Genomic DNA, 26,056 nt, shown 5'->3' with positions numbered 1-26,056 from the left:
CGGTCTGTCGTTATTTTCTACAATTATCGTTTGATGTTATAGAAAGATTTTACACCATCGTAAACAGCGATTTCGCCTAGTTCGTCTTCGATGCGTAATAATTGGTTGTACTTAGCAATACGGTCAGTACGGCTCATAGAACCAGTTTTGATTTGGCCAGCGTTAGTTGCAACTGCGATGTCAGCGATTGTAGCATCTTCAGTTTCACCAGAACGGTGAGATACAACTGCTGTGTAACCAGCACGTTTAGCCATTTCGATAGCTTCGAAAGTCTCAGTTAAAGTACCGATTTGGTTAACTTTAATTAAGATTGAGTTAGAGATACCTTTTTCGATACCTTCAGCAAGTTTTTGAGTGTTAGTTACGAATAAATCGTCACCAACTAATTGTACTTTATCACCGATACGCTCAGTTAATAATTTGTGACCATCCCAGTCGTTTTCGTCTAAACCATCTTCAATAGAGATGATTGGGAAGTCTTTGCAAAGCTCTTCATAGAAATCAACCATTTCTGCAGAAGTTAAGCCAGTACGGCCTTCGCCTGCAAGGTCATATTTACCAGTTTCTTTGTTGTAGAACTCAGAAGAAGCAACGTCCATTCCTAAGAATACGTTCTCGCCAGCTTTGTAACCAGCTTTTTCGATAGCTTCGATGATTACTTCTAGAGCTTCACGGTTAGAACCAAGGTTTGGAGCGAATCCACCTTCGTCACCTACTGCAGTGTTAAGACCTTTGTCATGTAATACAGCTTTAAGTGCATGGAATACTTCAGCACCCATACGGATTGATTCTTTGAATGTTGGAGCGCCAACTGGTAAGATCATGAACTCTTGGAAGTCTACGTTGTTATCAGCGTGAGAACCACCGTTGATGATGTTCATCATTGGAGTTGGTAATTGTTTTGCATTGAATCCACCAAGGTAACGGTATAATGGAAGACCTACGAAATCAGCTGCTGCATGAGCTACTGCCATAGATACACCAAGGATAGCGTTAGCGCCTAGTTTACCTTTGTTTGGAGTGCCATCTAATTCGATCATAGCACGGTCGATACCAGCTTGGTCAGTTACATCGAAACCAGCGATTTCTGGAGCGATAATTTCGTTAACGTTGTTTACTGCGTTAATAACACCTTTACCAAGGTAACGAGATTTGTCACCGTCACGTAATTCTACTGCTTCGTGCTCACCAGTAGATGCACCACTTGGTACGATAGCGCGTCCGAAAGCGCCGCTTTCTGTGTAAACTTCTACTTCTACAGTTGGGTTACCACGAGAGTCAAGGACTTCGCGAGCATAAACATCAATAATTGTTGACATAATAAATTCTCTCCTTTTTATATAAGCAAATTATTTAATAATTGTTTTACCTGTCATTTCTTTCGGTTGTTCCACATTTAAAAGTGTAAGCATTGTTGGGGCGATATCTCCTAAAATACCACCTTCACGAAGCTCTACATCATTTTTTGTAACGATGAAAGGAACCGGGTTAGTTGTATGAGCTGTCATAGGCCCGCCATCAGCAGTTAACTCCTGATCAGCATTACCATGGTCAGCAGTAATAAGTGCTACACCATCTTTTGCAAGAATCGCTTCTACAACTTTTCCTAAACATTCGTCAGTTGCTTCTACTGCTTTAATTGTTGGTTCCATCATCCCAGAATGGCCAACCATATCACAGTTCGCAAAGTTAAGAATGATAACATCATGTTTATCATTTTCGATTTCATTTACTAAAGCGTCCGTTACTTCGTAAATGCTCATTTCAGGTTTCAAATCATACGTTGCAACCTTTGGTGAGTTAATTAAGATACGCTCTTCTCCTGGGAATTCAGCCTCACGACCACCGCTAAAGAAGAATGTAACGTGCGGATACTTTTCAGTTTCCGCGATGCGAAGTTGCTTTAATCCCGCTTGCGCAACAACTTCACCTAAAGTGTTATCAAGGTTCATTGGCTTAAATGCCACGTAACCATCTACAGTTTCACTGAAGTGTGTCATACAAACGAATTCAGGAATGTGAGGTACTTTTTCACCACGATCGAACTCACGGAAGTCTTCGTTTGTAAATACACGAGCAATTTGAATTGCACGGTCTGGACGGAAGTTATAGAAAATAACTGCATCATTATCATTGATTGTTGCAACTGGCGTGTTATCTTCGTTAACAATTACAGACGGCAATACGAATTCATCATAGATACCGTTCGCATAAGAGTCTTCTACACACTCTTCTGCTGATTTATAAGTAGGGCCTTCACCATTCACCATAGCACTGTAACATTTTTCTACGCGATCCCAACGCTTGTCACGGTCCATGGAGTAATAACGACCAGAGATAGTCGCGAATTGTCCTACACCTGTTTCTTTAATTACTTCATTTGTTGCATCGATATAACCTTTTGCTGTTTGTGGTCCAACATCGCGGCCATCTAAGAACGCATGGATATAAACTTTCTCCACGCCTTCTTTTGCTGCTAAGCGAAGAAGAGCAAACATATGGTTCATGTGACTGTGCACACCACCATCAGAAAGTAAACCGAATAAATGAAGAGCAGTACCTTTTTCTTTCACGCTTTTAATTGCATTTTGGAATGTTTCGTTCTGATCGAACTCACCTTCACGAATTGCAACGTTTACGCGTGTTAAGCTTTGGTATACGATGCGGCCAGCACCGATATTTAAGTGACCAACCTCAGAGTTACCCATTTGACCTTCTGGAAGACCTACTTCCTCACCACAAGCTGTAAGCGTTGTATGAGGGAATTTGTTCCAGTAACCATCAAAATTAGGTTTCTTAGCTTGTGCTACAGCATTCCCATGAGTTTCTTCACGAAGTCCGAAACCGTCAAGAATGATTAAAGCTGTTGGCTTTCTCATTTTACCGCCCCCAGAAGACCTAAGAACGAAGCAGGCTCTAAGCTAGCACCGCCAACTAAAGCGCCGTCGATGTCAGATTGTGCCATATACTCTTTAATGTTTTCTGGTTTTACGCTACCGCCGTATTGAATACGAACAGCTTCTGCAGCTTCTGGAGAAACAGCTTCTGCAACAACTTTACGGATGTGCGCACATACTTCGTTTGCATCTGCAGAAGAAGATGATTTACCTGTACCGATAGCCCAGATTGGCTCATAAGCGATAACAGTTGCTTTAACTTGCTCTTCTGTTAAACCTGCAAGTGCTTTTGTCACTTGACCTGCTACTAGATCAAATGTTTTTCCGCTTTCGCGCTCTTCTAAAGTCTCACCACAACATACGATTGGTGTTAAACCATGTTCAAATGCTGCAAGAGTCTTTTTGTTTACTGATTCGTCTGTTTCAGCAAACATTTCACGACGCTCAGAGTGGCCAAGTACTACGTAGCCTACTTTTAAGTCGCTAAGTGCTACTGGGCTAATTTCGCCAGTGAATGCACCATTTTTTTCGAAGTGCATGTTTTGTGCACCTACTTGTAAGTCAGTTCCTTCAGTTGCTGCTACTAAGCGCTCTAAGAATAGAGCTGGAGAGCAAACTACTGCATCAACAGCTGAAGCTGCTGGGATTTGACCTTTAACTTCCTCTACGAAGCTAACTGCTTCAGATAGAGTTTTATTCATTTTCCAGTTACCTGCGATAATTGGTTTACGCATGCTTTGCACCGTCCTTTTTCTTTGGCTGCTACTTATTTGTCGTTAAGACAAACTACACCTGGAAGCTCTTTACCTTCCATGAATTCTAATGACGCACCGCCGCCAGTAGAAATGTGGCTCATTTTATCAGCCATACCGAATTTTTCAACAGCTGCTGCAGAGTCACCACCGCCGATAACAGAGTATGTATCTTCTGCATCTGCTAATGCTTGTCCTACTGCTTTTGTACCTTCTGCGAATGGAGTCATTTCGAATACACCCATTGGTCCATTCCATACAACAAGCTTAGAGTTTTTAATTACATCTGCATAAATTTCACGTGTTTTAGGACCGATGTCCACGCCTTCCCATGTAGAAGGAATAGAGTCGATACCAACGATTTGAGTTGTTGCAGTTTCAGAGAATTCCTCTGTGATTACAACATCAACTGGCATGTAGAAGTTTACGCCTTTTTCTTTTGCAAGTTGCATAAATTCTTTAGCTAGTTCGATCTTGTCGTCTTCACATAGAGATAGACCAATTTCATGACCTAAAGCTTTAACGAATGTGTAAGCAAGTCCGCCACCGATGATTAAGTTATCTACTTTGTCTAATAGATGACGAATTACACCGATTTTATCTTTTACTTTCGCACCACCAATGATAGCTGTGAATGGACGTTCTGGGTTAGAAAGTGCTTTACCAAGTACATCTAACTCTTTTTCCATTAATAAACCAGATACTGCTGGTAGGTAGTCTGCGATTCCTGCTGTAGAAGCGTGAGCACGGTGAGCTGCACCGAATGCATCGTTTACGAAGATGTCAGCAAGAGCTGCAAATTCTTTCGCAAGTTCTGCATCGTTCTTTTCTTCGCCCGCATAGAAACGTACGTTTTCAAGAACTAATACGTCGCCTTCGTTCATTGCTGCAACCATTTCTTGTGCAACTGGTCCGAATGCTTCGTCTGCTTTTTTAACATCTTTACCAAGAAGCTCACCTAAACGTGCTGCTACTGGAGTAAGACGTAATTCTTCTACTGCTTGACCTTTTGGACGGCCTAAGTGGCTTGCTAAAATAACTTTCGCACCTTGCTCTACTAAATATTGAATTGTAGGAAGAGCTGCACGGATACGAGTTTCATCTGTAATTTTGCCTTCTTTCATAGGTACGTTGAAATCAACGCGGCAAAATACACGCTTACCTTTTAAATCTACGTCACGAATTGATTTTTTGTTCATTGGATTTCCCTCCGACTACTAGTTAGGATTGACAAAACCCATTCAAAAGCTTAACACATTTGCTTCTAAAACGAAAGAAGAGAGAGAGGGAACAAACCCTCTCCCTCGTTTTGTCATTGATTGCTTATATACTTAAGAATTAAAGACCTTTAGAAGTCATGTATGCAGCTAGGTCTACTACGCGGTTAGAGTAGCCAGTTTCGTTATCGTACCAAGAAAGTACTTTAACCATGTTACCTTCCATTACCATTGTAGATAATGCATCGATTGTAGAAGAAGCTGTACATCCGTTATAGTCGATAGATACTAATGGCTCTTCGCTGTATCCAAGGATACCTTTTAATTCGCCTTCAGCTGCTGCTTTGAATGCTGCGTTTACATCTTCAACTGTTACTTCTTTGTCAAGTTCAACAACTAAGTCAACAAGAGAAACGTTAGCAGTTGGAACACGTACAGCGCCACCGTTTAATTTACCTTTAAGTTCTGGTAATACTAATGCTACAGCTTTAGCAGCACCAGTAGATGTTGGGATCATGTTTTCAGCTGCTGCACGAGCACGACGTAAATCTTTGTGTGGTAAGTCTAAGATTTGTTGGTCGTTAGTGTAAGAGTGAATTGTTGTCATCATTCCGCGTTTTACGCCGAATTTTTCGTTTAATACTTTAGCGAATGGAGCTAGACAGTTTGTAGTACAAGAAGCGTTAGATACTACATTGTGGTTAGCTGCATCGTATTGTTCGTGGTTAACACCCATAACTACAGTGATATCTTCGTCAGAAGCTGGAGCTGAGATGATAACTTTCTTAACTGATCCACCTAAGTGTTTCTCAGCGTCTGATTTTTTAGTGAAACGGCCAGTAGATTCTACTACTACTTCTACTCCGTAGTCGCTCCATGGTAATTGAGCTGGGTCACGCTCAGCGATAACTTTAATTTCTTTACCGTTAACAACGATGCTGTTTTCGTTAGCAGATACTTCTGCATTTAAAGTTCCGTGAACTGTGTCATATTTTAAAAGGTGAGCTAATGTTTTAGCATCTGTTAAGTCGTTGATTGCTACTACTTCTACCTCAGAGTTGTTAAGAGCTGCGCGGAATACGTTACGTCCGATACGTCCAAATCCATTAATACCAATTTTAGTCATTTGAATTTCCTCCTTGGGGGATTATATTAAAGGGTAATACCCTTTGTTAATTGTTTTGCTGCACCTTCATCTGTAATTAGAATTGAAGTGTGCCCTTGCTTTATTACAGCCTGTATTGCCTTTGCCTTTGAAGAACCTCCAGCGACTGCAACAACGTGAGATACATTTTGTAAATCTTCAAGTTGCATACCAACTGTTCTTACTTTATGAACAACATTTCCTTGTTCATTAAAGTAGTAACCGAAAGCTTCGCCAACTGCTTCGTTTGCTTGAATCTTTAACCAATCTGCTTCCGAAGTACTTCTGCGACGTGCCATTGTTAACGCATCACCGATTCCATGAATGACGATATTGGAAGATCGAATCAACTCAAGAACTTCTTTCACGGAGGGCTCTGTCACAATAGACGCATATGCTTCGCTACTAACATGGTCTGGAACATACAATAAGCGATAATTACTCATCGTATTTTGCGCCATCTTGGCACAAATGGTATTGGCTTCTAATTCAACACCTTCTCCAATTCCACCACGTGCTGGGACAAATAGCATATGTAAATCTTTGCAATCAAGTTGCATCATGTCCGCAGCAGCAGCTAGCGTAGTTCCTCCAGCCACAGCAACGATATTATTCGCTGTCAGACGGTCTTTTATACAAGTCACACAAGCACGGCCCATCTCCAGTTTGACCCACGGCGACTCATCACTATCACCAGGGACAACGAAAACTTCATCCAAGTCTAATGTTTCCTTAAGTTGCTTTTCTAAAACCTTTAACCCGGAAATTTCTTTCATAAAGTCTTCCAAAGCAAGAACTAAAGCTGTTCCTTCTTCTGTCAAAGTCATTCCAGAAGAAGCGACGTGAACTAAGTTTTGTTCTTTCAAAACTTGAACTTCACTTCGCAATACTCGTTCTGTCATACCGAGACTTGCTGATAAGTTTCTTCTTCCAATCGGCTGCATGAGCCTAATGTATTGAAGAATTTGCATTCTCGTTTGCATAACAGGTAGCAGATCAGGTAATAATTTTTTTGTGTTCTGAATCCATGAGCGCATATCTTTTCTCCTCACTACATTGGTTCATTTTTCCCTTGTGGTCACTTTACGTCCCGTAGTGACATTTTGTGTCCCACATAGGTTAAAAAAATAATCCCTGCTACGTGTATTATTGTAACAGGAGATAGAAACTTATTCAACTCTTAACTGCATTCTTTATATAGTTTATTATGACACCTTTGTGAATGTTACCATATTCTACTTGTTTTCCGCCTATTTCTACAACCGGAATCATTAAATGATATTTTTCTAAAAGGTCATTATCTTCATATATATCTATTTCCTCGATTTGAAAAGAATATTCACATTGTACTTCTTGTAAAACTTGTTTCGCCTGCACGCAAAGACCACAATCTACTTTTGTATATAGTACAACTTTCATCTTCTTCACCTATCCGATCGTTTTTCTTAATGATGAAGCTGGGATATGCATTTGTTCTCTATACTTCGCCACTGTTCTTCGAGAAATAACAATTTCATGCTCTTCTTCTAATAATTTTGAAATCTTTTGATCTGAGAGTGGCTTTTTCTTGTTCTCTGCTTCCACAAGCGTTTGAATAAACTGTTTCACTCGCTTCGTTGAAACTGCCTCATCCTCTGTCGTCGAAACTGCATTACTAAAGAACGATTTCATCTCAAATAAACCGTGTGGTGTTTGCACATACTTATTTCTTGTTGCACGACTAATCGTAGACTCATGCACACTTAGCTCTTCCGCCACCTCTTTTAAAGCGAGTGGCTTCAAATACGCTGGACCTTCCAAAAAGAAATCACGTTGTTTTTCCATAATAATCGTCATCACTTGCAGAAGTGTTTGTTTTCTCTGTTTCAAACTGCGCATAATCCATTGCACATGCTGATACTTTTCTGAAACGTAAGATGCTACTTCACTTTCACTATTATTAAGAAGTGCACTGTACTCAGAGTGAATTTCAATTCTCGGCATATTTCTCTCATTCATCTGTAAAACGAGGCGATCGCCTTCTTTTTTCACTGCCATGTCAGGCACAATATACAGTGGTTTATCCGAAGAATACGCAAGGCCTGGTTTCGGCTGCAATGATGTAATACAGTTCACCGCCGATTGTAATTCTTCATTACTACACTTCAGCACATGAACGAGCTTTCGCCAATCCTTCTTCACGAAATAAGCAAAGTGCTCCTCTACAATATCTTCCGCTAATCCATCCCTTCTTTGTAAGCGCTTCAATTGTAAAATTAGACATTCCTGAATATTACGTGCTCCTACCCCTGCCGGCTCAAGTGATTGGACAATCTCTACAGAGCGATCGACTACATGAAGCGGTGCAGAAAGGAGATCTGCTAACTCTTCATTCGTTTCTTGTAAATACCCATTTCCATCCATGTTCATAATAATGAAAGAAGCTACTTTTCGCTCTTCTTCTTCTATTTTATAATACTGTATTTGATTTAATAAATGTTGCTGAATCGTCATGGAATCCACACTGTAGATTTCCATCTGATTCTCGACTTGTTTGCTGGTACTTTTACTTTTGTTAGAGCTCTTCTTCTTCTCCCTCTCAAAACCACCTAACTCAATAAGGGGATTCTCTAACGATTGCTCATACAAAAACTCCGATAATTCTTGTACATTATACTGAAGCATTGTAATCGCTTGCCTTAACTCTTGTGTCATTGCCAAACGTAAGCTTTGTTCTTGTAAAAGACTTGCCTTCAAACTAATCTCCCCCTTGTTTCTATTGTACAATAAGTTTGGTAAAAGGAGAATCCTATCGCAGACACCCATTCCAAAATATTATTAATTTATATGTATTAATGAGATTTACAACTTACAACCGAAATTTGAATAATATTGAAAGAAAATAATAGTGCGCAAAAATTAGAACCACATACTAATAGTAAATCTTATCACTAGATATAACAATAGGGAAATAAAAAAGAAGATAGAATAAAACTCTATCTTCTCGTGTATAAAACAATAAAATTTCATAGAAAACAACAAATCTTTAACTATAAATATTGAAAGAACTAAATTTATAACGTAAAATTTTCCATTATATACAACAATTAGAACGGGAGATGAATCATGCAAAAAACACTTCGAAGTATACCTTCATTAGGAGTTAACCTGGCATCATGTATCATTCTGCTAATCATGTGTTGGAGTATCTTTCAACAACAAGATTTGGCATTTAGTCCTTTTATCATCTTTTGGATATGTACTTTCATCATTTTCATATATGCCCTCGTTTTCTTAACAAGAAATATAAGCACAAAAAAATACGTCTATACGATAAGCATCGTTTATCTACTGATATCTATCATAATTATTAAATTAGTCCCTTCGTCTCCAATTTCTGATTTTCAGTACATGTTGGATGGAGCTAAAGAATTAGCCGCTGGCAACATGAAAGCCATTAAGGATAATCAGTACTTCTTTTGGAATACTACTCAGTTGGGCTTTACAATTTACGAGGCACTTGTTCTTACATTAACCTCACATAGTTACTTTGCCTTACAGTTCTTGAATATTGTGTATACATTGCTAACAGGTTTAGCTATTTTTTACATAGCTAAACACCGATTAAACAATGAAACCTTCGGGCGATTTGGTTTCATTTTATACGTAACATCTATTAACTTATTTTTACTAGTCCCTGTGCTCACAAATCAGCATCTTTCTATGATGTTGTTTTCTTGGGGAACGTATCACCTATTAGCACGCGATGAAAATAAAAATTACATAAATATGGTTTTTGGTGGTCTGCTATTCGCTTTAGGAAATATTATTTATCCTATTGGGATCCTATTTTTAATAGCTGCCGGGCTTTTCCTTTTATTCTTTCACAGCAATATTTTAAAAAGGAATTTCATTTCTTCTATAACATTTATTTCTACATACTTAGTTATCTTATATACTTTAGCCTATATTCCTGTAATGCTTAATATTTCACATAACCCAATAACCAATGCGGATTCTGGCTGGAAATTTGTTATAGGCTTGAATAAAGAATCTAACGGCCAATATTCCTTAGAGGACTTCGCTAAATTAAGACAAAGTATTGTCGATTTTGATATAGAGGAACATAATCGAATTCAAAAACAATTAATTAAAGAAAGAACCGAAAATTTAACCGACCTTATCCCTCTTATGAACAAAAAAAATATTATTATGTGGGGTAGTCCAACAGATTCTTATGCATATATCCCTATAAATGATATCGCCAGAAATACTATCAACGATGTTTCATTTATAAAACTAGACTTTATACACTATGTATCGATTATGTTGCTGAGCATGGGTTCTGTCTTTATTTTTCTTTTCAGTTCTCCATTTAAAAATTTAAACATGAAGTATTTTCAAATTCTGATTATCGGTGCTTTTCTCATTTACTTAGTGACTGAAGTTCAAATTCGTTATCGCTATTTCTTCTTCCCGATCTTCATTATACTTGCAGCCTTTACTTTGCAATATATAATGAATTTATCATTATTTAAAATGAATAAAGCGCAAGCTGGTTCAACGGCATACACTGATTCATAACCCTTACCAATCTGGTATTTACGGGACAAACAATACAATTATGAATAAAAAAATCCCTAACTCACAACGATGTAAGTTAGGGATTTTTAACGCGCCCAGAGGGATTCGAACCCCCGGCAGACGTGGTACCGGAAACCACCGCTCTATCCGACTGAGCTATGGGCGCATGATTATAAAATATACTTCATTTTCTCTTCATAATAATAGCAATAAAAACCATTTAAATCAATAAAAACTCTTTGATAGCACATTGTACGTACGCTTTTTCCTGCATAAAAACGCCCCCTAATTTCTACATTTAGGAGGCAATTCTTAACCATCTTATTTATCTAATTTCTTTTTAATCCCTTTTGGAATTTCATTTGGCTGTACTTCTTGGTATGTTTCAATATATTTACCTTTTGTTTTAACCTTTACATATGCCCCTTCTCTAAGTCCACGCGGCGCATAAAACTTAACATCTCTTTCTTCACCCGAAGCGGATTAACCAGTAAATTTATAGTCTCCAGCTACCTCTCCAACTGTGGATAATCGGCCGGATTCTTTCGCTTTTACATATACAAAGTCTTCTTTCACAAGCGGATTATATGTATCAGTCACCTCATTATGAGAAAAGCTTGCCACACCAATAACTAATATAAAAACTCCAATTAAACCCATTTCACTCTCCTTAACATATCCTTTTAACTTGCTTTACGCTCTTTATTCTAGGAGAAAAAGTTTTTTCCACTATCGCTTACCCTTACATATTCATTATAAAATTGTAATCCACACGTGTAATACACCTAAATTTTCCAATCATAAATTCACCTCAACTCACAAATTATAATCTTTGAATTGATATTCCAAAGGGGGCTTCATTCAATGACTGTAATTACAAAACTAAAGCAAACTGTTTCTGGATTAAAAAGTGCACAAGCTAGCTTAGAGGGATTCGCTCTTGATACGGATAACCAACAAGCAAAGCAACTTTTCCAAACAGCTGCAGAGCAAACGCAAACTATTATTGATTCTTTAAACCCACGCGTTGAAGAAGTCCAACAAGAAGAACCACAATATTCACAGCAATAACCGAAAGTACCATTTTATCTAATGGTACACAATGTGAGAAAAAGGGTGATATGCAATCATCCTTTTTCTCACATTACATAATGCAGATAGAAATGGAATGATTATAATGCGAAAACTCGGAATCATAACCGCGTTATTTATGCTGCTATTCGGTTCACTTACCGGATGTGATAATAGCCCGTTAGATAAAAAGGTAAAGAAAGAAGAAGCGAAGCGAGCAGATGAGAAAAAAGGTCCTAAATTAACAAAAATGAGTACAGAATCCTTTAATCAATCTATATCGCAAGACGCTAAGAAAAGAGCTCTTGCTATGGAGGGAATTATAGAAGCTACCGCAGTTAATACAAATTTAGATCTTTACATAGCCATCAAACCTGAACATCACGAAAGATTTGGTTTAAAACCTTTACGAAGTAAATTAAAAAAGAAACTAAGTGATGAAAATCCTACTTTTGATATTCATGTAAGTACAGACAAAAAGATCTTTATGCTCATAGAAGAACTTGAAAACAAAATTAAGAAAAAGAAAGTAAGTAACGACGGCATCAAAAAACAATTGAAGCTCATTCAATCAGAAATGGGATCTAATATTTAAGCTTTCTAATAGAGAAGGAAGGATTCAAATGTCTAGTAAAGATAAAAACTTAACACCTGTACAACAAGAATATAAAAAATTCGAACAACAGCGCGAACCGAAGCGCCCCGTTTTAAAAAATTGTATAAAAGCTTTTTTCGTCGGCGGATTCATTTGTCTAATAGGCCAACTGATTTCTACCTTTTATATTACGTATTTTGATTTCACTGAGCGCTCTGCCGGGAACCCTACCGTTGCAACTCTTATTTTTATCTCCATGCTACTTACGGGATTTGGCGTCTACGATCGCCTTGGACAATTTGCTGGTGCTGGTACCGCAGTTCCCGTCACTGGATTTGGTAATTCTGTTATTGCCGCATGTATTGAACACCGTACAGAAGGATTCGTTCTCGGCGTTGGTGGTAACATGTTTAAACTAGCAGGATCAGTCATCTTATTTGGCGTATTTTCCGCTTTCGTCATCGCACTTATTAAAACGATTCTCGTTCAATGGGGAGGGTTATAAATGTTACAAGGACACCGAACATGGGTATTCGAAAACAAACCAGTTATTATTTCAACAGGTGTAATCGGTGGCCCCTTTGAGGCAAAGGGAAAAATCCCTGAAGACTTCGATACCCTCCATGGAGATTTATGGCTCGGACAAGATTCCTACGAAAAAGCACATAAAATTTTGTTTGAAGAAGCTTGTAGCCGTGCTACAGAAAAAGCGAGACTTAGGAAAGATGATATTCAATTCGTTCTCGCTGGAGATTTAATTAACCAAATTACGCCTACTAGCTTTGCATGCCGCACACTTGGCACACCTTATCTCGGATTATTTGGCGCTTGCTCTACTTCTATGGAAGGTTTAGCGCTCGGTGCAAGTATCGTAAATGCAAAAGGCGCAAAATATTTATTAACTGGAGCTTCAAGCCATAACGCTGCCGTGGAAAAACAATTTCGTTATCCAACTGAATATGGTGGTCAAAAACCTCCTACGGCCCAGTGGACAGTAACTGGTGCGGGCGCAGCTATTTTAAGCGATACAGGACATGGCCCAAGAGTAACTTCCGCCACAATTGGGCGCATTGTTGATATGGGATTAACTGATCCATTTAATATGGGAGGTGCAATGGCCCCTGCTGCTGTCGATACAATTGAAGCTCATTTAAGAGAAAGAAATCTTGATGCATCTCACTATGATTTAATCGTAACAGGCGACCTCGGACATGTTGGACGCGAAATTGCTTATGACTTACTACATAAACATGGGACAAAAGTAACGAGTGAACAATTTCAAGACTGCGGACTACTCATTTATAGAGAAGGTCAACCTGTAATAGCCGGCGGAAGTGGTCCAGGCTGTTCAGCGACAGTCGTATACGGTCACTTATTAAACCGAATGAAAAGAGGAGAATTCAAAAAAATACTTGTCGTTGCGACAGGCGCTTTACTATCTCCACTTACATTCCAACAAGAAGAAACGATTCCGTGTATCGCCCACGCCGTTTCGATTGAATTTGGAGGTGCAACGCAATGATTTTCTTCTGGGCTTTTGTAATCGGTGGACTTATATGTGTAATTGGACAACTTATGTTTGATGTCGGCAAACTAACACCAGCTCATACAATGGCAACACTCGTTGTTGCTGGAGCTATATTAGACGGATTCAATTTGTATGAACCACTAATCGATTTCGCCGGAGCTGGGGCAACTGTACCTATTACAAGTTTCGGAAACGCCCTCGTTCACGGCGCGATGGAAGAAGCTGCAAAACATGGAATCGTCGGCGTAATTACTGGTATGTTTAAAGTAACGAGCGCAGGTGTATCCGCAGCGATTATTTTCGGCTTCATTGGAGCATTACTATTTAAACCGAAAGGATAAGAGGTGTTTGCATGACTGTTATCGCTAGCGTAAAAACTTGTCTTGCTAGTTTAAGGGGTGCTCAAGCAAGTTTAAGTTCCCTTTCATTAAATTCACAGGATGAAGAATCAAAACGCGTATTTCATGAATGTATGTTAGAAATGGACAGCGTCATCGCTGATGTTAAGGATAGAGTTTCAATATTAGAACGTGAAGAACCTCAATATAAAGGGTTTTAAGCAGACTGGAGGAAATCGCTATGTCTCACCTACCTGAATGGACACTTGTCATTCTCCGTTCTGTTTTTATATTAATCATGTTATTCGCTATTACAAAATGGTTAGGGAAAAGACAAATCTCCCAACTTTCCTTTTTTGAATACATAGCTGGAATGACGATTGGTGACATCGCTGCCCAAGTATCTACAGGGCTCGATCAAAAGTTTTTCCATGGCGTCTTTGCGATACTCATTTTTGCTGCGGTACCCTTTTTCACAGGAATCCTCTCTTTAAAGAACAAAACAGCTCGAGATTTTTTTGAAGGGAAGTCTACCGTATTAATAAAAGATGGAAAAATACTTGAAGATAACTTAAAGAAAGAAAAATATACAAGTGACGAATTACTTGAACTACTCCGAGGAAAAAATGCATTCAGCGTAGCGGATGTTGAATTTGCTGTACTAGAACCGAGCGGTGAATTAAATGTATTATTAAAGAAAGATCGCCAACCACTTACAGCAAAAGACGTAGGTTTAAAAGTACCAAACGAGAAGGAACCACAAACTGTTATTATGGATGGAAATGTACTAGATGAACCTCTGTCATCAAGCGGGCATAACCGCGCTTGGCTACATTCAGAATTAGAAAAGCTCGGCGTTGTCATTGAAAATGTTTTTCTCGGTCAAGTTGACTCGTACGGGCAACTTACTATCGACATTTATAATGACAAACTCCAAATGCCTTCTCCTCAAAACAAACCTTTATTATTGGCATCTTTAAAAAAATGTCATGCTGATCTTGAGCTATTTTCTTTAGAAACAAAATCGAAATCAGCAAGCGAAATGTATAGTAAAAACGCGAAACAAATCGAAAAGATTTTAAATAGAGTAACCTATCTTTTAAAAGAATAAATATCGAAAGAACGCTTCAATCAAAAGGCGTTCTTTTCTTTTTTTCTACAGTTTTCATGACGTTTAAATTTATGTAATTCGGTTATGATGTTGAAGATACATAAGCAGGGAATTTCAAAAACATAGCGAATATTTCATGGTACAACTACATATTTTTTTGATTTAAAGTGGTTTCGTTTGACCTTTATTGACCATAATTGTATTATAAGACTAAGAAAGCTTTAGAAGGAGGAAATAACAGATGAATTTAATTCCTACAGTAATTGAACAAACAAATCGTGGAGAACGCGCTTACGATATTTACTCTCGACTATTAAAAGACCGCATCATTATGCTTGGTAGTGCAATTGATGACAACGTAGCTAACTCAATTGTTTCCCAGCTTTTATTCTTGGAATCTCAAGATCCAGAAAAAGATATTCACATCTACATCAATAGCCCTGGTGGTTCTATCACAGCAGGTATGGCAATTTACGATACAATGCAGTTTATTAAACCACAAGTATCAACAATCTGTATCGGTATGGCTGCATCTATGGGTGCATTCTTACTTGCAGCAGGTGAAAAAGGAAAACGTTTCGCTCTTCCTAACAGTGAAGTAATGATTCACCAACCACTTGGCGGAGCACAAGGTCAAGCGACTGAAATCGAAATCGCTGCAAAACGTATCCTATTCTTACGTGAAAAATTAAACCAAATTCTTGCTGACCGCACAGGTCAACCACTTGAAGTACTACAACGCGACACAGACCGCGACAACTTCATGACAGCAGAAAGAGCTTTAGAATACGGCTTAATTGATAAGATCTTTACAAATCGTTAATAGATTTAAAGCGGAAGCGGCTCGTTCAGAATCGCAGGGCGATGGAGCCCCTGATTCCGAGAGGCGCTTTTTGCCTCGAATGAAGGGGCGAAGCGACCGGAGATTCTAGCCGCTGGAGCTGGATACACTTAAAAGCAGAAGCGCCCTATTACAGGGCGCTTTTTTATTATCATGCCCTCCGTCTGTATACCCATCCTGGTATTCCCCTAAATATATCAACGATTTTTCAATTATATCGAACAAAACTCAAATTATATCAACGATTTTTTTAATATATCAACGGTTCGACACAACATATCGATTTACCGACAATCTACGACAAGGACAAACCAGCTACATACCCCCTATCCCGCAAACTCCCCTTAAGTAAACAGCAAAAACAAAAAAGCTATCGCACATGCGCGATAGCCATTTTATTGTACATATGCAGCTAATGCTTCTAAAGCCTCTTCTGCATCTGAACCTTCTGTTGTAATTGTTATCATGCTACCAGTTCCGATTGCTAAGCTCATAATCCCCATTATGCTCTTTGCATTTACTGTCTTTCCATCTTTCTCGATAAAGATATCTGCATGAAAGCGATTTGCCTCTTGTACAAACAACGCAGCCGGACGTGCTTGCAAGCCGTTTTTTAATGAAACTTTAACCTGTTTTTGAACCACAGCTCCATTTCCCCTTTAACCTCTTATTTTTTTGCTATCGTTTCCCCCGCGCGTAATTTCTCTGCAATATCATCGATTTTACGCAAACGATGATTAATACCCGATTTACTAATTTTCCCCCCGGATACCATCTCACCTAACTCTTTCAATGTTACATCTTGATAATCTCTTCGTAGTTGCGCAATTTCTCTTAGTTTATCTGGCAAAATATCTAGACCAACTGACTCATCAATATAGCGGATATTTTCAATCTGCCTTAGCGCTGCACCAATTGTTTTATTTAAATTAGCTGTTTCGCAGTTCACTAGTCGATTCACTGAATTACGCATATCACGAACAATTCGAATATCTTCAAATCTTAAAAGTGCGTTATGAGCACCTATAATATTTAAAAATTCCGTAATTTTTTCTGCTTCTTTCAAATACGTAATGTACCCTTTTCTTCTTTCCAACGTCTTACTATTTAAATCAAATCCGTTCATCAGTTCACATATAGCATCATTATGTTCCTTATATAACGAAAAGATCTCTAAATGATAAGATGATGTTTCTGGGTTATTTACTGAACCACCTGCTAAAAATGCACCTCGTAAATACGATCGTTTACAACATTTCTTCTCAATTAATTCTTGTGATATATTTCGAATAAATGAAAAGTCGTCCCGGACAATATGGAGATCTGCTAATATTTCACGAGACTTCTCAACAAGCCGCACAATATATACATTATTTTTCTTCAATCGCATTTTTTTACGAACAAGTAATTCTACCGTTACGTCATATCCTTTTTTCAAAAGCGTATAAATCCTTCTTGCAATTGCCGCATTTTCCGTTTGAATATCGATAGATAGACGACGATTTGAAAAAGAAAGCGACCCGTTCATTCGAAGTAATGCTGATAATTCTACTTTCTCACAGCATTCCTTCACCTCAAGATTCGTCAACTCTTTCTTTGTTTCCGATGCAAATGACACAGTCAACACCTCCTTATACGATTATTATGGAACAAAAATCTTGTCCTATATGAATGAGGAGCGTTACCTCAAAACGAGGTAACGCACATTTATAACAGTGAATATAAAATAGAAGCTAACTTTAACGTATCATGCCTTACAACACGCTCATCATACTTCGCTAATCTATCTTGAATGACATCAATATTATTTTCAGTAAAACGCTCTTCATCCACTACAACTGGTGTCGACATTTCTTCCTCGTATAACTTGCGTAATTCACAAGGAATATCACGATTATTTACAATTGCAGTATCGATAAATGGTTGCCCTAAATGATCATGTAACGCCTGCACATGATCAAACGCAGTATACCCCATCGTTTCACCCGCTTGTGTCATAACATTACATACATATACCTTCTTTGCTTTTGCAGCAAGAACAGCGTCCCCAATTTTATTAACAACTAAATTCGGCAATATACTCGTATACAAACTTCCTGGACCGAAAACAAGTAAATCAGCTCGTTTAATCTCAGCTAACGTTTCATGTAACGGCTCTACATCTTCTGGAGTTAAAAAGACACGGTTAATCTTCTTTCCGAAATACGGAATCTTTGATTCACCTGTTACAATTTCTCCATCCTCTAGTTCCGCATGCAGTACTGCACTTTGATTCGCTGCTGGTAATACACGTCCTCTGACATTTAATACTTTACTCGTTTCTGTAATTGCATGGAAAAAGTCTCCTGTAATCGAGGTCATACCTGCCAATAACAGATTTCCTAACGCATGACCTTTCAGTCCGTCTCCCGTTGTGAAACGATGCTGAAATAAAGCTTCCACCAGAGGCTCTACATCCGACAGTGCAACAAGTACGTTACGAATGTCACCTGGGGGTGGAATTTCTAGCTCATCACGTAATCTACCTGAACTGCCACCATCATCAGCGATTGTAACAACTGCTGTAATATCAACAGGATATTGCTTTAATCCTCTTAATAAAACAGAGAGTCCAGTTCCTCCTCCCATGATGACAATTTTAGGTTTTCTCTCTTTTTTCATCCCCTAATGGCCCTTTCTCTTCTCCACATCACGATGAGATACATGAACGCTATACTCTGGTTTCAAATGTTTCCCAAGGTACTCTGTAAGCGTAACAGAACGATGCTGTCCACCTGTACATCCAATTGCAATTACAAGTTGACTTTTGCCTTCTCTTTTATAATGAGGCAGCATGAAAGTAATGAGATCTATCAGTTTCTCTAAAAACTTATGTGTCTCATTAAATTTCAGTACATACGACGAAACTTCTTCATCTAGTCCTGTTAATGGCTTCATATGTGGAATGTAATATGGATTTGGTAAAAAACGAACATCAAATACTAAATCTGCATCAATTGGAATACCGTACTTAAATCCAAAGGACATAACATTTACACGAAATGCTTGCTCAGTTTCAGTAGAAAACAAATGAACAATTTTTTCACGTAATTCTTTCGGTTTTAAATCCGATGTATCAAGCACAATATTCGCTCGTGCCTTCATATCTGTTAATAAACTACGCTCCGCTTCGATTCCCTTTAACGGCAAACCAGTCGGCGCAAGCGGATGCGAACGTCTCGTTTCTTTATAACGAGTTACAAGCGTACTATCTTTCGCATCTAAAAATAAAATATGAGGAATAATCCATGTACGTTCTGATAAATCATCAAGCGCTCCCCATAAATGTTCGAAAAACTCTCGGCCACGTAAATCAACGCCAAGCGCTACTTTATTCATTTTCCCTTTTGAATCCGACATAAGCTCAATAAACTTCGGCAATAACATCGGCGGTAAATTATCTACACAAAAATATCCTAAATCTTCAAAACTTTGTAAAGCTACTGTTTTTCCGGCTCCAGACATTCCTGTAATAATCACCATTTTTATATCATTATTCTCTGTCATCGTATCCTCTCCTTGGCAATTTAACTCGGATCTAATCGATATGAAAGCAGCTCAAAATCTGGGGTATATACAAATGTACCGTAGATTATACCATTCCCTTTAATTAAATAATCAATAATGTGATAATCTCCTGGCGCCATTGCTAAATCATCAATCTTATCAAATGTATGCCAACCAATGATGCCTTCTTCGCTCTCTAGTTTGTTTTCTCCTGCAAAATCTGTCGCTAAAAAGGAGAACATCATCCATTCAGAAACAACTTTATCACCTTCTTGGATGACAAAGGTGAAGACCCCTTTTAACGCTGGGTTCTTTAAATAAATACCTGTTTCTTCACGATACTCGCGAACAACGGAATCTCTTACTGTCTCACCACGCTCCATCTTCCCGCCTGGTGCAACCCACCAATTTCGGCGAGGTTTTTGGAGTAAGAGTACTTCATTATCTCTAATTAACACACAGTTTGTCACTCTTTGCATGTTTCTTCACCTCAGCTACTTGCAGCAAAATTTATCACTGCATACTCATTTCATTATACTATCAAAAACAGTTTGCTACAACGAAGGAGCCAGTCCTCTTTCGCTAAACACATAGTCCTCAACAATTGTAAAAAAGCTTTCTATAACAAGCAATCTAAATGCTTGCAATTACAATGAATCACACATAAAAATCCCCTTAACGATTTTTATCGCTAAGGGGATTACATTCTTTATTTCTTACCGAAATAAGTAACAATCGTAAATCCTAAAATGAAGGTAATGATCGAACTTACAATTGAAAATCCGCCAGTTGGAATACCAGGGAAAACAATTACAATCGAACCGATAACAAGTCCAATAATTACTGCAAATGTCATATTTTTATAACGATCTAATAAAAAGCTAATTCCTTTACTACTTACAACAAATCCGACCATAACACCAGCACCAATAACCATAATTAATGGTAAATTAAGTGTAGTTAAAGCGTTAATTGCCGTTGGATAAACACCAATAATTAATAAAATAAACGATCCGCTAATTCCAGGAAGGAGCATAGCCATACTAGCCATCCATCCTGCGAAAAATAAACCGATTGCATTTAAAATTGTTAACGTCGTAATTGGATCTGCTGCCTTATCTGGCTTAAAGAACGCTGTTATCGCAACAAGAATAGCTGCAATTATTAATAAAGCGATGTGCTTACCTTTAAACGTCGCCTTTGCATCAGCTTCTCTCATTAACATCGGTAATATACTAATAATTAAACCGAGGAAGAAAAATTGAGTCGGTTCATAATGATTTGCAAGTAAATATTTAATAACGTGACTTAACGTTAAAAACGCTGCCGCCACACCAGCTGCAAGGGGAATTAAAAATCCTAAATGTTTTTTCCATTCACGACTAAAGAACCCGCTAATTGCCGCAAGCAATTGTTCATAAATCCCTAACACTACAGCGATTGTACCGCCGCTCACACCAGGAATTAAATCACTAACTCCCATACAAAATCCACGATATATATTACGCCATTCCATACTGAATAAATTCCTCATTTCTTATAGTGATTTTTTCCGTAAAGTCCAGTATATCAATAAGAAAGCTTATAATCCTAATTGTTTTTGACAAAACTTTGACATTTTTACATAAAAAAAGAAAGCTCCTATCGGTAGCTTTCTTCTCAAAAGGAGTATTACCCCTTATTTTTCTGTTACAGTTTTTAATTCCTCTAATAATTCTTCTACGTAATGTTGTGCACTTTGTGCAGCAATACTACCGTCACCTGTTGCCGTTACAATTTGACGAAGCATTTTTTCACGAACATCACCTGCTGCGAAAATACCAGGAACTTTCGTTTCCATACGCTCGTTCGTTTCAAGGTAACCATTTTCATTTGTAATACCTAGTTCAACAAATGGTTTTGATAAAGGTAACATACCGATGTATACGAAAACGCCATCAGTTTTTACTTCTTTCTCTTCTCCACTATTTACGTCTACAAGTGTTACACTTCCTACTTTACCATTTGCATCATTAATTTCTTTTATAGTGTGATTCCAAATGAAATCCACTTTCTCGTTTTGGAATGCACGATCTTGTAAAATTTTCTGTGCACGAAGAGTGTCACGACGGTGAACGATTGTTACTTTTGATGCGAAGCGCGTTAAGAACACACCCTCTTCAACAGCTGAATCTCCGCCTCCAATAACAACAAGTTCTTTTCCTTTAAAGAATGCCCCATCACATACTGCACAATATGATACACCGCGGCCGCCAAGCTCTGTTTCACCTGGCACACCAATTTTTTTATATTCTGCACCGCTTGCAACGATAATTGCACGTGCTTTATATTCTTTTTTACCAGCAATAATTGTTTTATATTCTTTACCATCGATGACTGCTTTCACATCACCATATGCATATTCAGCACCAAATTTCTTCGCATGCTCGAACATTTTATTTGATAAGTCTGGTCCTAAAATAGACTCATAACCTGGATAATTTTCTACATCTTCTGTGTTTGCCATTTGGCCACCTGGAATACCACGCTCAAGCATTAATGTGCTTAAATTCGCACGAGATGTATATACTGCAGCTGTCATACCAGCTGGTCCTGCACCAATAATAATGACATCATAAATTTTTTCTTCTGACACACCATTCACTCCTATCCATTCCTACACAATTAAGTTACCCTCATTATACTGTTAGCATCATTTTTTTCCCAATGATTTGCTTATACTATGTGTGCGTACGCTTAACAGCTTGCACATATTTTCGAACAGTCGCTACAGATACATTATATACATCTCCAAGCTCCGACTGTGTCATTTTATTTCCTTGTTCGCCGCGCACAATATATTCAATTGCCGCCGACCAACCGTACACGTTTGTAAAAACAGACCCGGATGTATATAAACGTATGAACGTACAAAACCAAAAGTGTAAACACTCTTCGATTAGTTCATCGTCCTTTTTCGTATAATTATATAATGCGTCCGCGATTCGCGCGCATTGTTCAAATTGCTGTAAATCAGCAGGAATACCTTTATGACTATTAAGTAAAAAGAAATACTTTGCAAGTTGCGATACAATTGGAACACCATTTTTCACTTGTGTTACATCAAAAAAGAAGCCGACCTTCTCTGGTGTTGACAATTCATTCATTAAATATAAAGCTAGCATTTGCTCCTCTAGCGTCGCACTTTGCTGAAATGACTTTTGTAATTCTTCAAACAACACGTTTTGCCCTTCATCCGCTAAATTTAGTGCGTTCCACGGCTCTTTTCCTTTTTTATCAGGGTGCAATTCTACTACATGTTGCCACATTTTTTCAGCTACTTGCTGATTTTTCACCATATACGCAGAATACGCAAACCAATAATAAAAACTTACGTCTCCCTCATATCCTTGACGCTTTAATACTTTGAACCACTTATATGCATGCTCGAAATAACCAATTGTTGCAAGGGTCGTTCCAAGTTTCAAACGATGTTCAAATGAAATCGGATATACTGAAACTAGCTGTCCCGCTAATGCTTCTACTTGTTTATGTTCCCCAATTGAATATAGAAAAATAAGCGTATTACAAAGCGCATGTATATTACCAGGATTTTTCTCTAAAATCATTTCCGTTAATTTCAACGCTTTGTCTACATTACCAGATTGAAAATGTGCGATGGCTAAATTATTATGACCCGACCAAAATTCCGGATAATCTTTCGTAACAATTTCTAATGTAGCAATTGCTTCTTCTAATTGTCCATTACGAATATAACGATTTGCCTCTTCTTGCATAACAATTAAATCATCTTCATCCTCAATCTCTTCCGCACCCATTGCTTCTTCTTCCATAATCTCAAGCAATTCTAATGTATCTTCTACAAATTCCTTCTCTTTCGCAACTTCTAAATATCGATCCGCATACTTCTTCGCTTGTTGAAATAAACCCATATATGCATAATTATTTGCAATAAAATAATAGCATTGTTCAAGTTCAGGGTTGGATCTAGCAAGCTTTAGAAATATCTGATTCGACTCTTGGTATTCACCAGCCTCAGATAACGCTATTGCTAATTGGCATAAAATAAACGGCTCCTTCTCGCTTTGTGCCGCTCTTCGAAAATATTTAATTGCATCTTGCAATTTTTGCCCTTTGTAAGCCCTCATCCCTTTTTTATAAAAGAAGTCCGCTAATTGGTTAAAAGAGATAACTTGTCCGTTCTCCTTATATATCCTTTGATTTTTCCCCATATATCCTCCAGTTTTTTGTTTTCTTCGCTCACACATTCTTCTATCTATAAGTATAAACGATTCCGTAAAAAACAAAACAGTATATTATACTCAATTATTTCCTTTTTATTCATAAAAAAAGAAAAGAAATGTTACATTTTTAGCATCAACCTTCTCGAGCCGCCATTTCCTCTTTCGTATAAATAATACGCATTGGATTTCCACCTACGAAAGCGCCGCTCGGTACATCTTTATGGACAAGTGTTCCAGCCGAAACAATGGCGCTATCTCCAATCCTTACCCCCGGTAAGATTGTCGTGTTCGCTCCAATCATCACTTCATTTCCTATGACAATCTCTCCAAGTCGATATTCACGAATCAAATATTCATGTGCTAAAAGCGTTGTATTGTATCCGATAATTGAATTGTCACCCACAGTGATTTTTTCGGGAAACATAATATCGGGCATAACCATAAGTGCAAATGATGTTTTTTCTCCTACTTTCATTCCTAAAAACGTACGATATAACCAATTCTTCACAGATAAAAATGGTGTGTAACGTGCAATTTGAATAATAATAAAGTTTTTCATTACCTTCCAAAAAGACACGGTTTTATACACATTCCATAATGAATTCTCTCCTGAAACAGGATAGCGCGTTGTCCGTCGCACTTAATCCTCTCCTCTACTTATGATCGGTTAATACCGGACAAAATCGGCAGTAAATCACTCATTTTATCTAGCATAAAGTCTGGTTTGTAAGATTCTAGATACGCTCTACCTTTCAACGTCCATGAAACCGCAGCTGTTTTCGTACCCGCATTTTGTCCGCCGACAATATCATGGTGATTATCCCCAACCATCACTGTTTCTCCTGGTTTCGCATTTAATAACTCGAGCGCTTTTTGAAGTGGTTCTGGATGTGGCTTCACATGTTCCACATCATCAATTGTCACGACAACATCAAAAAACTCATCAAGCTTTGACAACTTTAATCCCATCTCAACGGTTTGTCTCGCTTTCGTTGTAACAATACCAACTTTATAACCTTGTTTTTTCAACTCTTGAACTGTTTCGTATACAGTTTCATATTCTTCTACTAATTCATCATGATGCTCATGGTTAAATTGACGATAACATGTAATCATCTCTTCAACTTTATTTTCATCAATCTTGCTGAAAGTATCATGCAAAGATGGACCGATAAATGGCAGCACATCTTCACGCTTATATTGATCTGGATAATATGTATTTAAAGTGTGTAAAAAAGAAGAAATAATAAGTTCGTTTGTATTAATTAAAGTTCCATCTAAATCAAATAACACTGTATTTATTTGCATCGCCCTAGTCCTTTCGCTTTCCTGAATATGAAAGAAGCAGCATCTTATAATAAGATGCTACTTGTCTCTAATTTTCTGAATATCTTTTATCAGCTTGCCCCATTTTTCGTCTCACAATAATGAAAATAATAGAAATAACAACAAGTCCAATTGACATTACTTGTGCAATACGAAGTGGTCCTAGCATTAAACTATCTGTACGTAAGCCTTCTACGAAGAAGCGCCCTACTGAATACCAAATTAAATATGTAAAGAATAATTCCCCGCGTCGTAGATTCACTTTTCGTAGTGCGAGTAATAAAATGACACCTGCAAAATTCCATAATGATTCATATAAAAACGTCGGGTGATAATACACACCCTCGATATACATTTGATTAATAATGAAATCTGGTAAATGAAGACCTTCTAAAAACTGTCTCGTTACTTCATCACCATGCGCCTCTTGGTTCATAAAGTTTCCCCATCGGCCAATTGCTTGTCCTAATAAAATACTCGGCGCAGCAATATCCGCCAACTTCCAGAATGAAAGCCCGCGTCGTTTTGCAAAAAGAATACCTGTAATAACAGCCCCGATTAAACCACCATGAATCGCCAAGCCACCTTGACGAATATTAATAATTTGACTCGGATTTTGCGCGTAATATTCCCATTCAAAAATAACATAGTACATTCTCGCAAATAGAATAGCGATCGGTACTGCAATTAATACAAGGTCAACAAATGTATCTTTTGGAATACCTAGCCTTTCTCCCTCACGAGTTGCTAGCCAAAGACCTAATAGCACACCTGTACCGATAATAATCCCATACCAATAAACAGGAAACGGCCCAAGTTGGATGGCTACGCGGTCAAGCTGTGGTACAGAACCTAACAGCATATGTATGACCTCCCTCTCCAA

29 protein-coding genes, 1 tRNA gene and 1 pseudogene are annotated in these 26,056 nt (G+C 38.1%); 9 read left to right on the top strand and 22 right to left on the bottom strand.

Features of this window, described 5'->3' with window-relative positions; all coding sequences use genetic code 11:
* Nucleotides 1-23 precede the first annotated feature (23 nt).
* The 8 genes from eno to rpoN all read right to left on the bottom strand — a co-directional run bounded on the left by eno (nt 24) and on the right by rpoN (nt 8,746).
* Nucleotides 24-1,319 (bottom strand): phosphopyruvate hydratase, encoded by a 1,296-nt coding sequence (gene eno, locus JDS95_RS17075; protein ID WP_000103946.1) that lies wholly within the window; start codon nt 1,317-1,319, stop codon nt 24-26.
* A 30-nt stretch (nt 1,320-1,349) separates the two neighbouring features.
* Nucleotides 1,350-2,879, bottom strand: coding sequence for a 2,3-bisphosphoglycerate-independent phosphoglycerate mutase (gpmI, locus tag JDS95_RS17070; protein WP_001231146.1), 1,530 nt, complete (start codon nt 2,877-2,879; stop codon nt 1,350-1,352).
* A complete protein-coding gene (gene tpiA, locus JDS95_RS17065; RefSeq protein ID WP_001231042.1) occupies nt 2,876-3,631 on the bottom strand; it encodes a triose-phosphate isomerase in 756 nt (251 codons plus the stop codon). Before tpiA ends, gpmI begins: the two co-directional genes overlap by 4 nt.
* Before the next feature lie 32 nt (nt 3,632-3,663).
* Complete coding sequence (locus JDS95_RS17060; protein ID WP_001036333.1) at nt 3,664-4,848, bottom strand: phosphoglycerate kinase; 1,185 nt, start codon at nt 4,846-4,848, stop codon at nt 3,664-3,666.
* 139 nt (nt 4,849-4,987) lie between these two features.
* A complete protein-coding gene (gene gap / locus JDS95_RS17055) occupies nt 4,988-5,992 on the bottom strand; it encodes a type I glyceraldehyde-3-phosphate dehydrogenase (protein WP_000161234.1) in 1,005 nt (334 codons plus the stop codon).
* Between the two features lie 26 nt (nt 5,993-6,018).
* Nucleotides 6,019-7,047, bottom strand: coding sequence for a gapA transcriptional regulator CggR (gene cggR, locus JDS95_RS17050; protein ID WP_001258184.1), 1,029 nt, complete (start codon nt 7,045-7,047; stop codon nt 6,019-6,021).
* Nucleotides 7,048-7,183: 136 nt separating this feature from the next.
* Entirely contained in the window at nt 7,184-7,429 is a 246-nt protein-coding gene (locus tag JDS95_RS17045; RefSeq protein ID WP_000869744.1) for a glutaredoxin family protein, read from the bottom strand.
* A 9-nt stretch (nt 7,430-7,438) separates the two neighbouring features.
* Nucleotides 7,439-8,746 carry an RNA polymerase factor sigma-54 gene (rpoN, locus tag JDS95_RS17040; protein WP_000647944.1) on the bottom strand — a complete coding sequence of 436 codons (1,308 nt, stop codon included), beginning with the start codon at nt 8,744-8,746 and terminating at the stop codon, nt 7,439-7,441.
* Between the two features lie 369 nt (nt 8,747-9,115).
* On the opposite strand from rpoN, the gene JDS95_RS17035 reads away from it, so the two are divergent.
* Nucleotides 9,116-10,573: a glycosyltransferase family 39 protein gene (locus tag JDS95_RS17035; RefSeq protein ID WP_001173019.1), complete on the top strand. Its 1,458-nt coding sequence runs from the start codon at nt 9,116-9,118 to the stop codon at nt 10,571-10,573.
* Between the two features lie 90 nt (nt 10,574-10,663).
* Here JDS95_RS17035 and JDS95_RS17030 read toward each other — a convergent pair.
* The 3 genes and pseudogenes from JDS95_RS17030 to JDS95_RS31155 form a co-directional block, all read right to left on the bottom strand.
* Nucleotides 10,664-10,739: transfer RNA gene (locus tag JDS95_RS17030), tRNA-Arg, on the bottom strand.
* Nucleotides 10,740-10,894: 155 nt separating this feature from the next.
* Nucleotides 10,895-11,041, bottom strand: a pseudogene (locus JDS95_RS31160) (YxeA family protein); the annotation flags it as partial.
* A gap of 15 nt (nt 11,042-11,056) precedes the next feature.
* Nucleotides 11,057-11,233: a hypothetical protein gene (locus JDS95_RS31155; protein ID WP_000522891.1), complete on the bottom strand. Its 177-nt coding sequence runs from the start codon at nt 11,231-11,233 to the stop codon at nt 11,057-11,059.
* A gap of 204 nt (nt 11,234-11,437) precedes the next feature.
* Between JDS95_RS31155 and JDS95_RS17020 the strand changes: the two genes are divergently transcribed.
* The 8 genes from JDS95_RS17020 to clpP all read left to right on the top strand — a co-directional run bounded on the left by JDS95_RS17020 (nt 11,438) and on the right by clpP (nt 16,039).
* On the top strand, nt 11,438-11,644 hold the full coding sequence (locus JDS95_RS17020; RefSeq protein ID WP_000216160.1) for a DUF1657 domain-containing protein: 207 nt from the start codon (nt 11,438-11,440) through the stop codon (nt 11,642-11,644).
* A 106-nt stretch (nt 11,645-11,750) separates the two neighbouring features.
* Entirely contained in the window at nt 11,751-12,239 is a 489-nt protein-coding gene (locus JDS95_RS17015) for a YhcN/YlaJ family sporulation lipoprotein (RefSeq protein WP_001228527.1), read from the top strand.
* 28 nt (nt 12,240-12,267) lie between these two features.
* Nucleotides 12,268-12,744 carry a stage V sporulation protein AC gene (gene spoVAC / locus JDS95_RS17010; RefSeq protein ID WP_000095411.1) on the top strand — a complete coding sequence of 159 codons (477 nt, stop codon included), beginning with the start codon at nt 12,268-12,270 and terminating at the stop codon, nt 12,742-12,744.
* The gene (gene spoVAD, locus JDS95_RS17005) at nt 12,745-13,761 is read left to right on the top strand and encodes a stage V sporulation protein AD (RefSeq protein ID WP_000938949.1); all 1,017 of its coding nucleotides are present in this window, start codon (nt 12,745-12,747) and stop codon (nt 13,759-13,761) included.
* Complete coding sequence (spoVAE, locus tag JDS95_RS17000) at nt 13,758-14,108, top strand: stage V sporulation protein AE (protein WP_000575919.1); 351 nt, start codon at nt 13,758-13,760, stop codon at nt 14,106-14,108. The genes spoVAD and spoVAE overlap by 4 nt, the downstream gene beginning before the upstream one ends.
* Before the next feature lie 11 nt (nt 14,109-14,119).
* Nucleotides 14,120-14,326, top strand: a complete 207-nt coding sequence (locus JDS95_RS16995; RefSeq protein WP_199690695.1) for a DUF1657 domain-containing protein — start codon at nt 14,120-14,122, stop codon at nt 14,324-14,326.
* A 20-nt stretch (nt 14,327-14,346) separates the two neighbouring features.
* A complete protein-coding gene (locus tag JDS95_RS16990; RefSeq protein ID WP_000018941.1) occupies nt 14,347-15,216 on the top strand; it encodes a DUF421 domain-containing protein in 870 nt (289 codons plus the stop codon).
* A gap of 241 nt (nt 15,217-15,457) precedes the next feature.
* The gene (gene clpP, locus JDS95_RS16985) at nt 15,458-16,039 is read left to right on the top strand and encodes an ATP-dependent Clp endopeptidase proteolytic subunit ClpP (protein ID WP_001049156.1); all 582 of its coding nucleotides are present in this window, start codon (nt 15,458-15,460) and stop codon (nt 16,037-16,039) included.
* Between the two features lie 413 nt (nt 16,040-16,452).
* Here clpP and JDS95_RS16980 read toward each other — a convergent pair whose 3' ends face one another.
* The 11 genes from JDS95_RS16980 to lgt form a co-directional block, all read right to left on the bottom strand.
* Nucleotides 16,453-16,701, bottom strand: coding sequence for an HPr family phosphocarrier protein (locus JDS95_RS16980; protein ID WP_000250298.1), 249 nt, complete (start codon nt 16,699-16,701; stop codon nt 16,453-16,455).
* A 23-nt stretch (nt 16,702-16,724) separates the two neighbouring features.
* The gene (gene whiA / locus JDS95_RS16975) at nt 16,725-17,675 is read right to left on the bottom strand and encodes a DNA-binding protein WhiA (RefSeq protein ID WP_000006570.1); all 951 of its coding nucleotides are present in this window, start codon (nt 17,673-17,675) and stop codon (nt 16,725-16,727) included.
* Between the two features lie 89 nt (nt 17,676-17,764).
* Entirely contained in the window at nt 17,765-18,718 is a 954-nt protein-coding gene (locus JDS95_RS16970; protein WP_000712174.1) for a gluconeogenesis factor YvcK family protein, read from the bottom strand.
* A gap of 3 nt (nt 18,719-18,721) precedes the next feature.
* Entirely contained in the window at nt 18,722-19,603 is an 882-nt protein-coding gene (gene rapZ / locus JDS95_RS16965) for an RNase adapter RapZ (protein ID WP_000138467.1), read from the bottom strand.
* A gap of 20 nt (nt 19,604-19,623) precedes the next feature.
* Nucleotides 19,624-20,082 (bottom strand): NUDIX hydrolase, encoded by a 459-nt coding sequence (locus JDS95_RS16960; protein WP_001190080.1) that lies wholly within the window; start codon nt 20,080-20,082, stop codon nt 19,624-19,626.
* A gap of 230 nt (nt 20,083-20,312) precedes the next feature.
* Complete coding sequence (locus JDS95_RS16955) at nt 20,313-21,119, bottom strand: DUF368 domain-containing protein (protein WP_000455191.1); 807 nt, start codon at nt 21,117-21,119, stop codon at nt 20,313-20,315.
* Nucleotides 21,120-21,281: 162 nt separating this feature from the next.
* A complete protein-coding gene (gene trxB, locus JDS95_RS16950; protein ID WP_001288066.1) occupies nt 21,282-22,238 on the bottom strand; it encodes a thioredoxin-disulfide reductase in 957 nt (318 codons plus the stop codon).
* 85 nt (nt 22,239-22,323) lie between these two features.
* Nucleotides 22,324-23,835: a tetratricopeptide repeat protein gene (locus JDS95_RS16945; protein WP_000517711.1), complete on the bottom strand. Its 1,512-nt coding sequence runs from the start codon at nt 23,833-23,835 to the stop codon at nt 22,324-22,326.
* 145 nt (nt 23,836-23,980) lie between these two features.
* Nucleotides 23,981-24,487, bottom strand: a complete 507-nt coding sequence (locus JDS95_RS16940) for an acyltransferase (protein ID WP_001255056.1) — start codon at nt 24,485-24,487, stop codon at nt 23,981-23,983.
* A gap of 17 nt (nt 24,488-24,504) precedes the next feature.
* A complete protein-coding gene (gene ppaX, locus JDS95_RS16935) occupies nt 24,505-25,155 on the bottom strand; it encodes a pyrophosphatase PpaX (protein WP_001166732.1) in 651 nt (216 codons plus the stop codon).
* A 67-nt stretch (nt 25,156-25,222) separates the two neighbouring features.
* Nucleotides 25,223-26,035 (bottom strand): prolipoprotein diacylglyceryl transferase, encoded by an 813-nt coding sequence (lgt, locus tag JDS95_RS16930; protein ID WP_000924230.1) that lies wholly within the window; start codon nt 26,033-26,035, stop codon nt 25,223-25,225.
* Nucleotides 26,036-26,056: the final 21 nt, after the last annotated feature.

It is taken from the genome of Bacillus cereus group sp. N24 (genome assembly GCF_016483345.1).
GTDB classification, from domain to species: Bacteria; Bacillota; Bacilli; order Bacillales; family Bacillaceae_G; genus Bacillus_A; species Bacillus_A toyonensis.
This window is presented reverse-complemented; position numbering and strand designations above follow the sequence as displayed.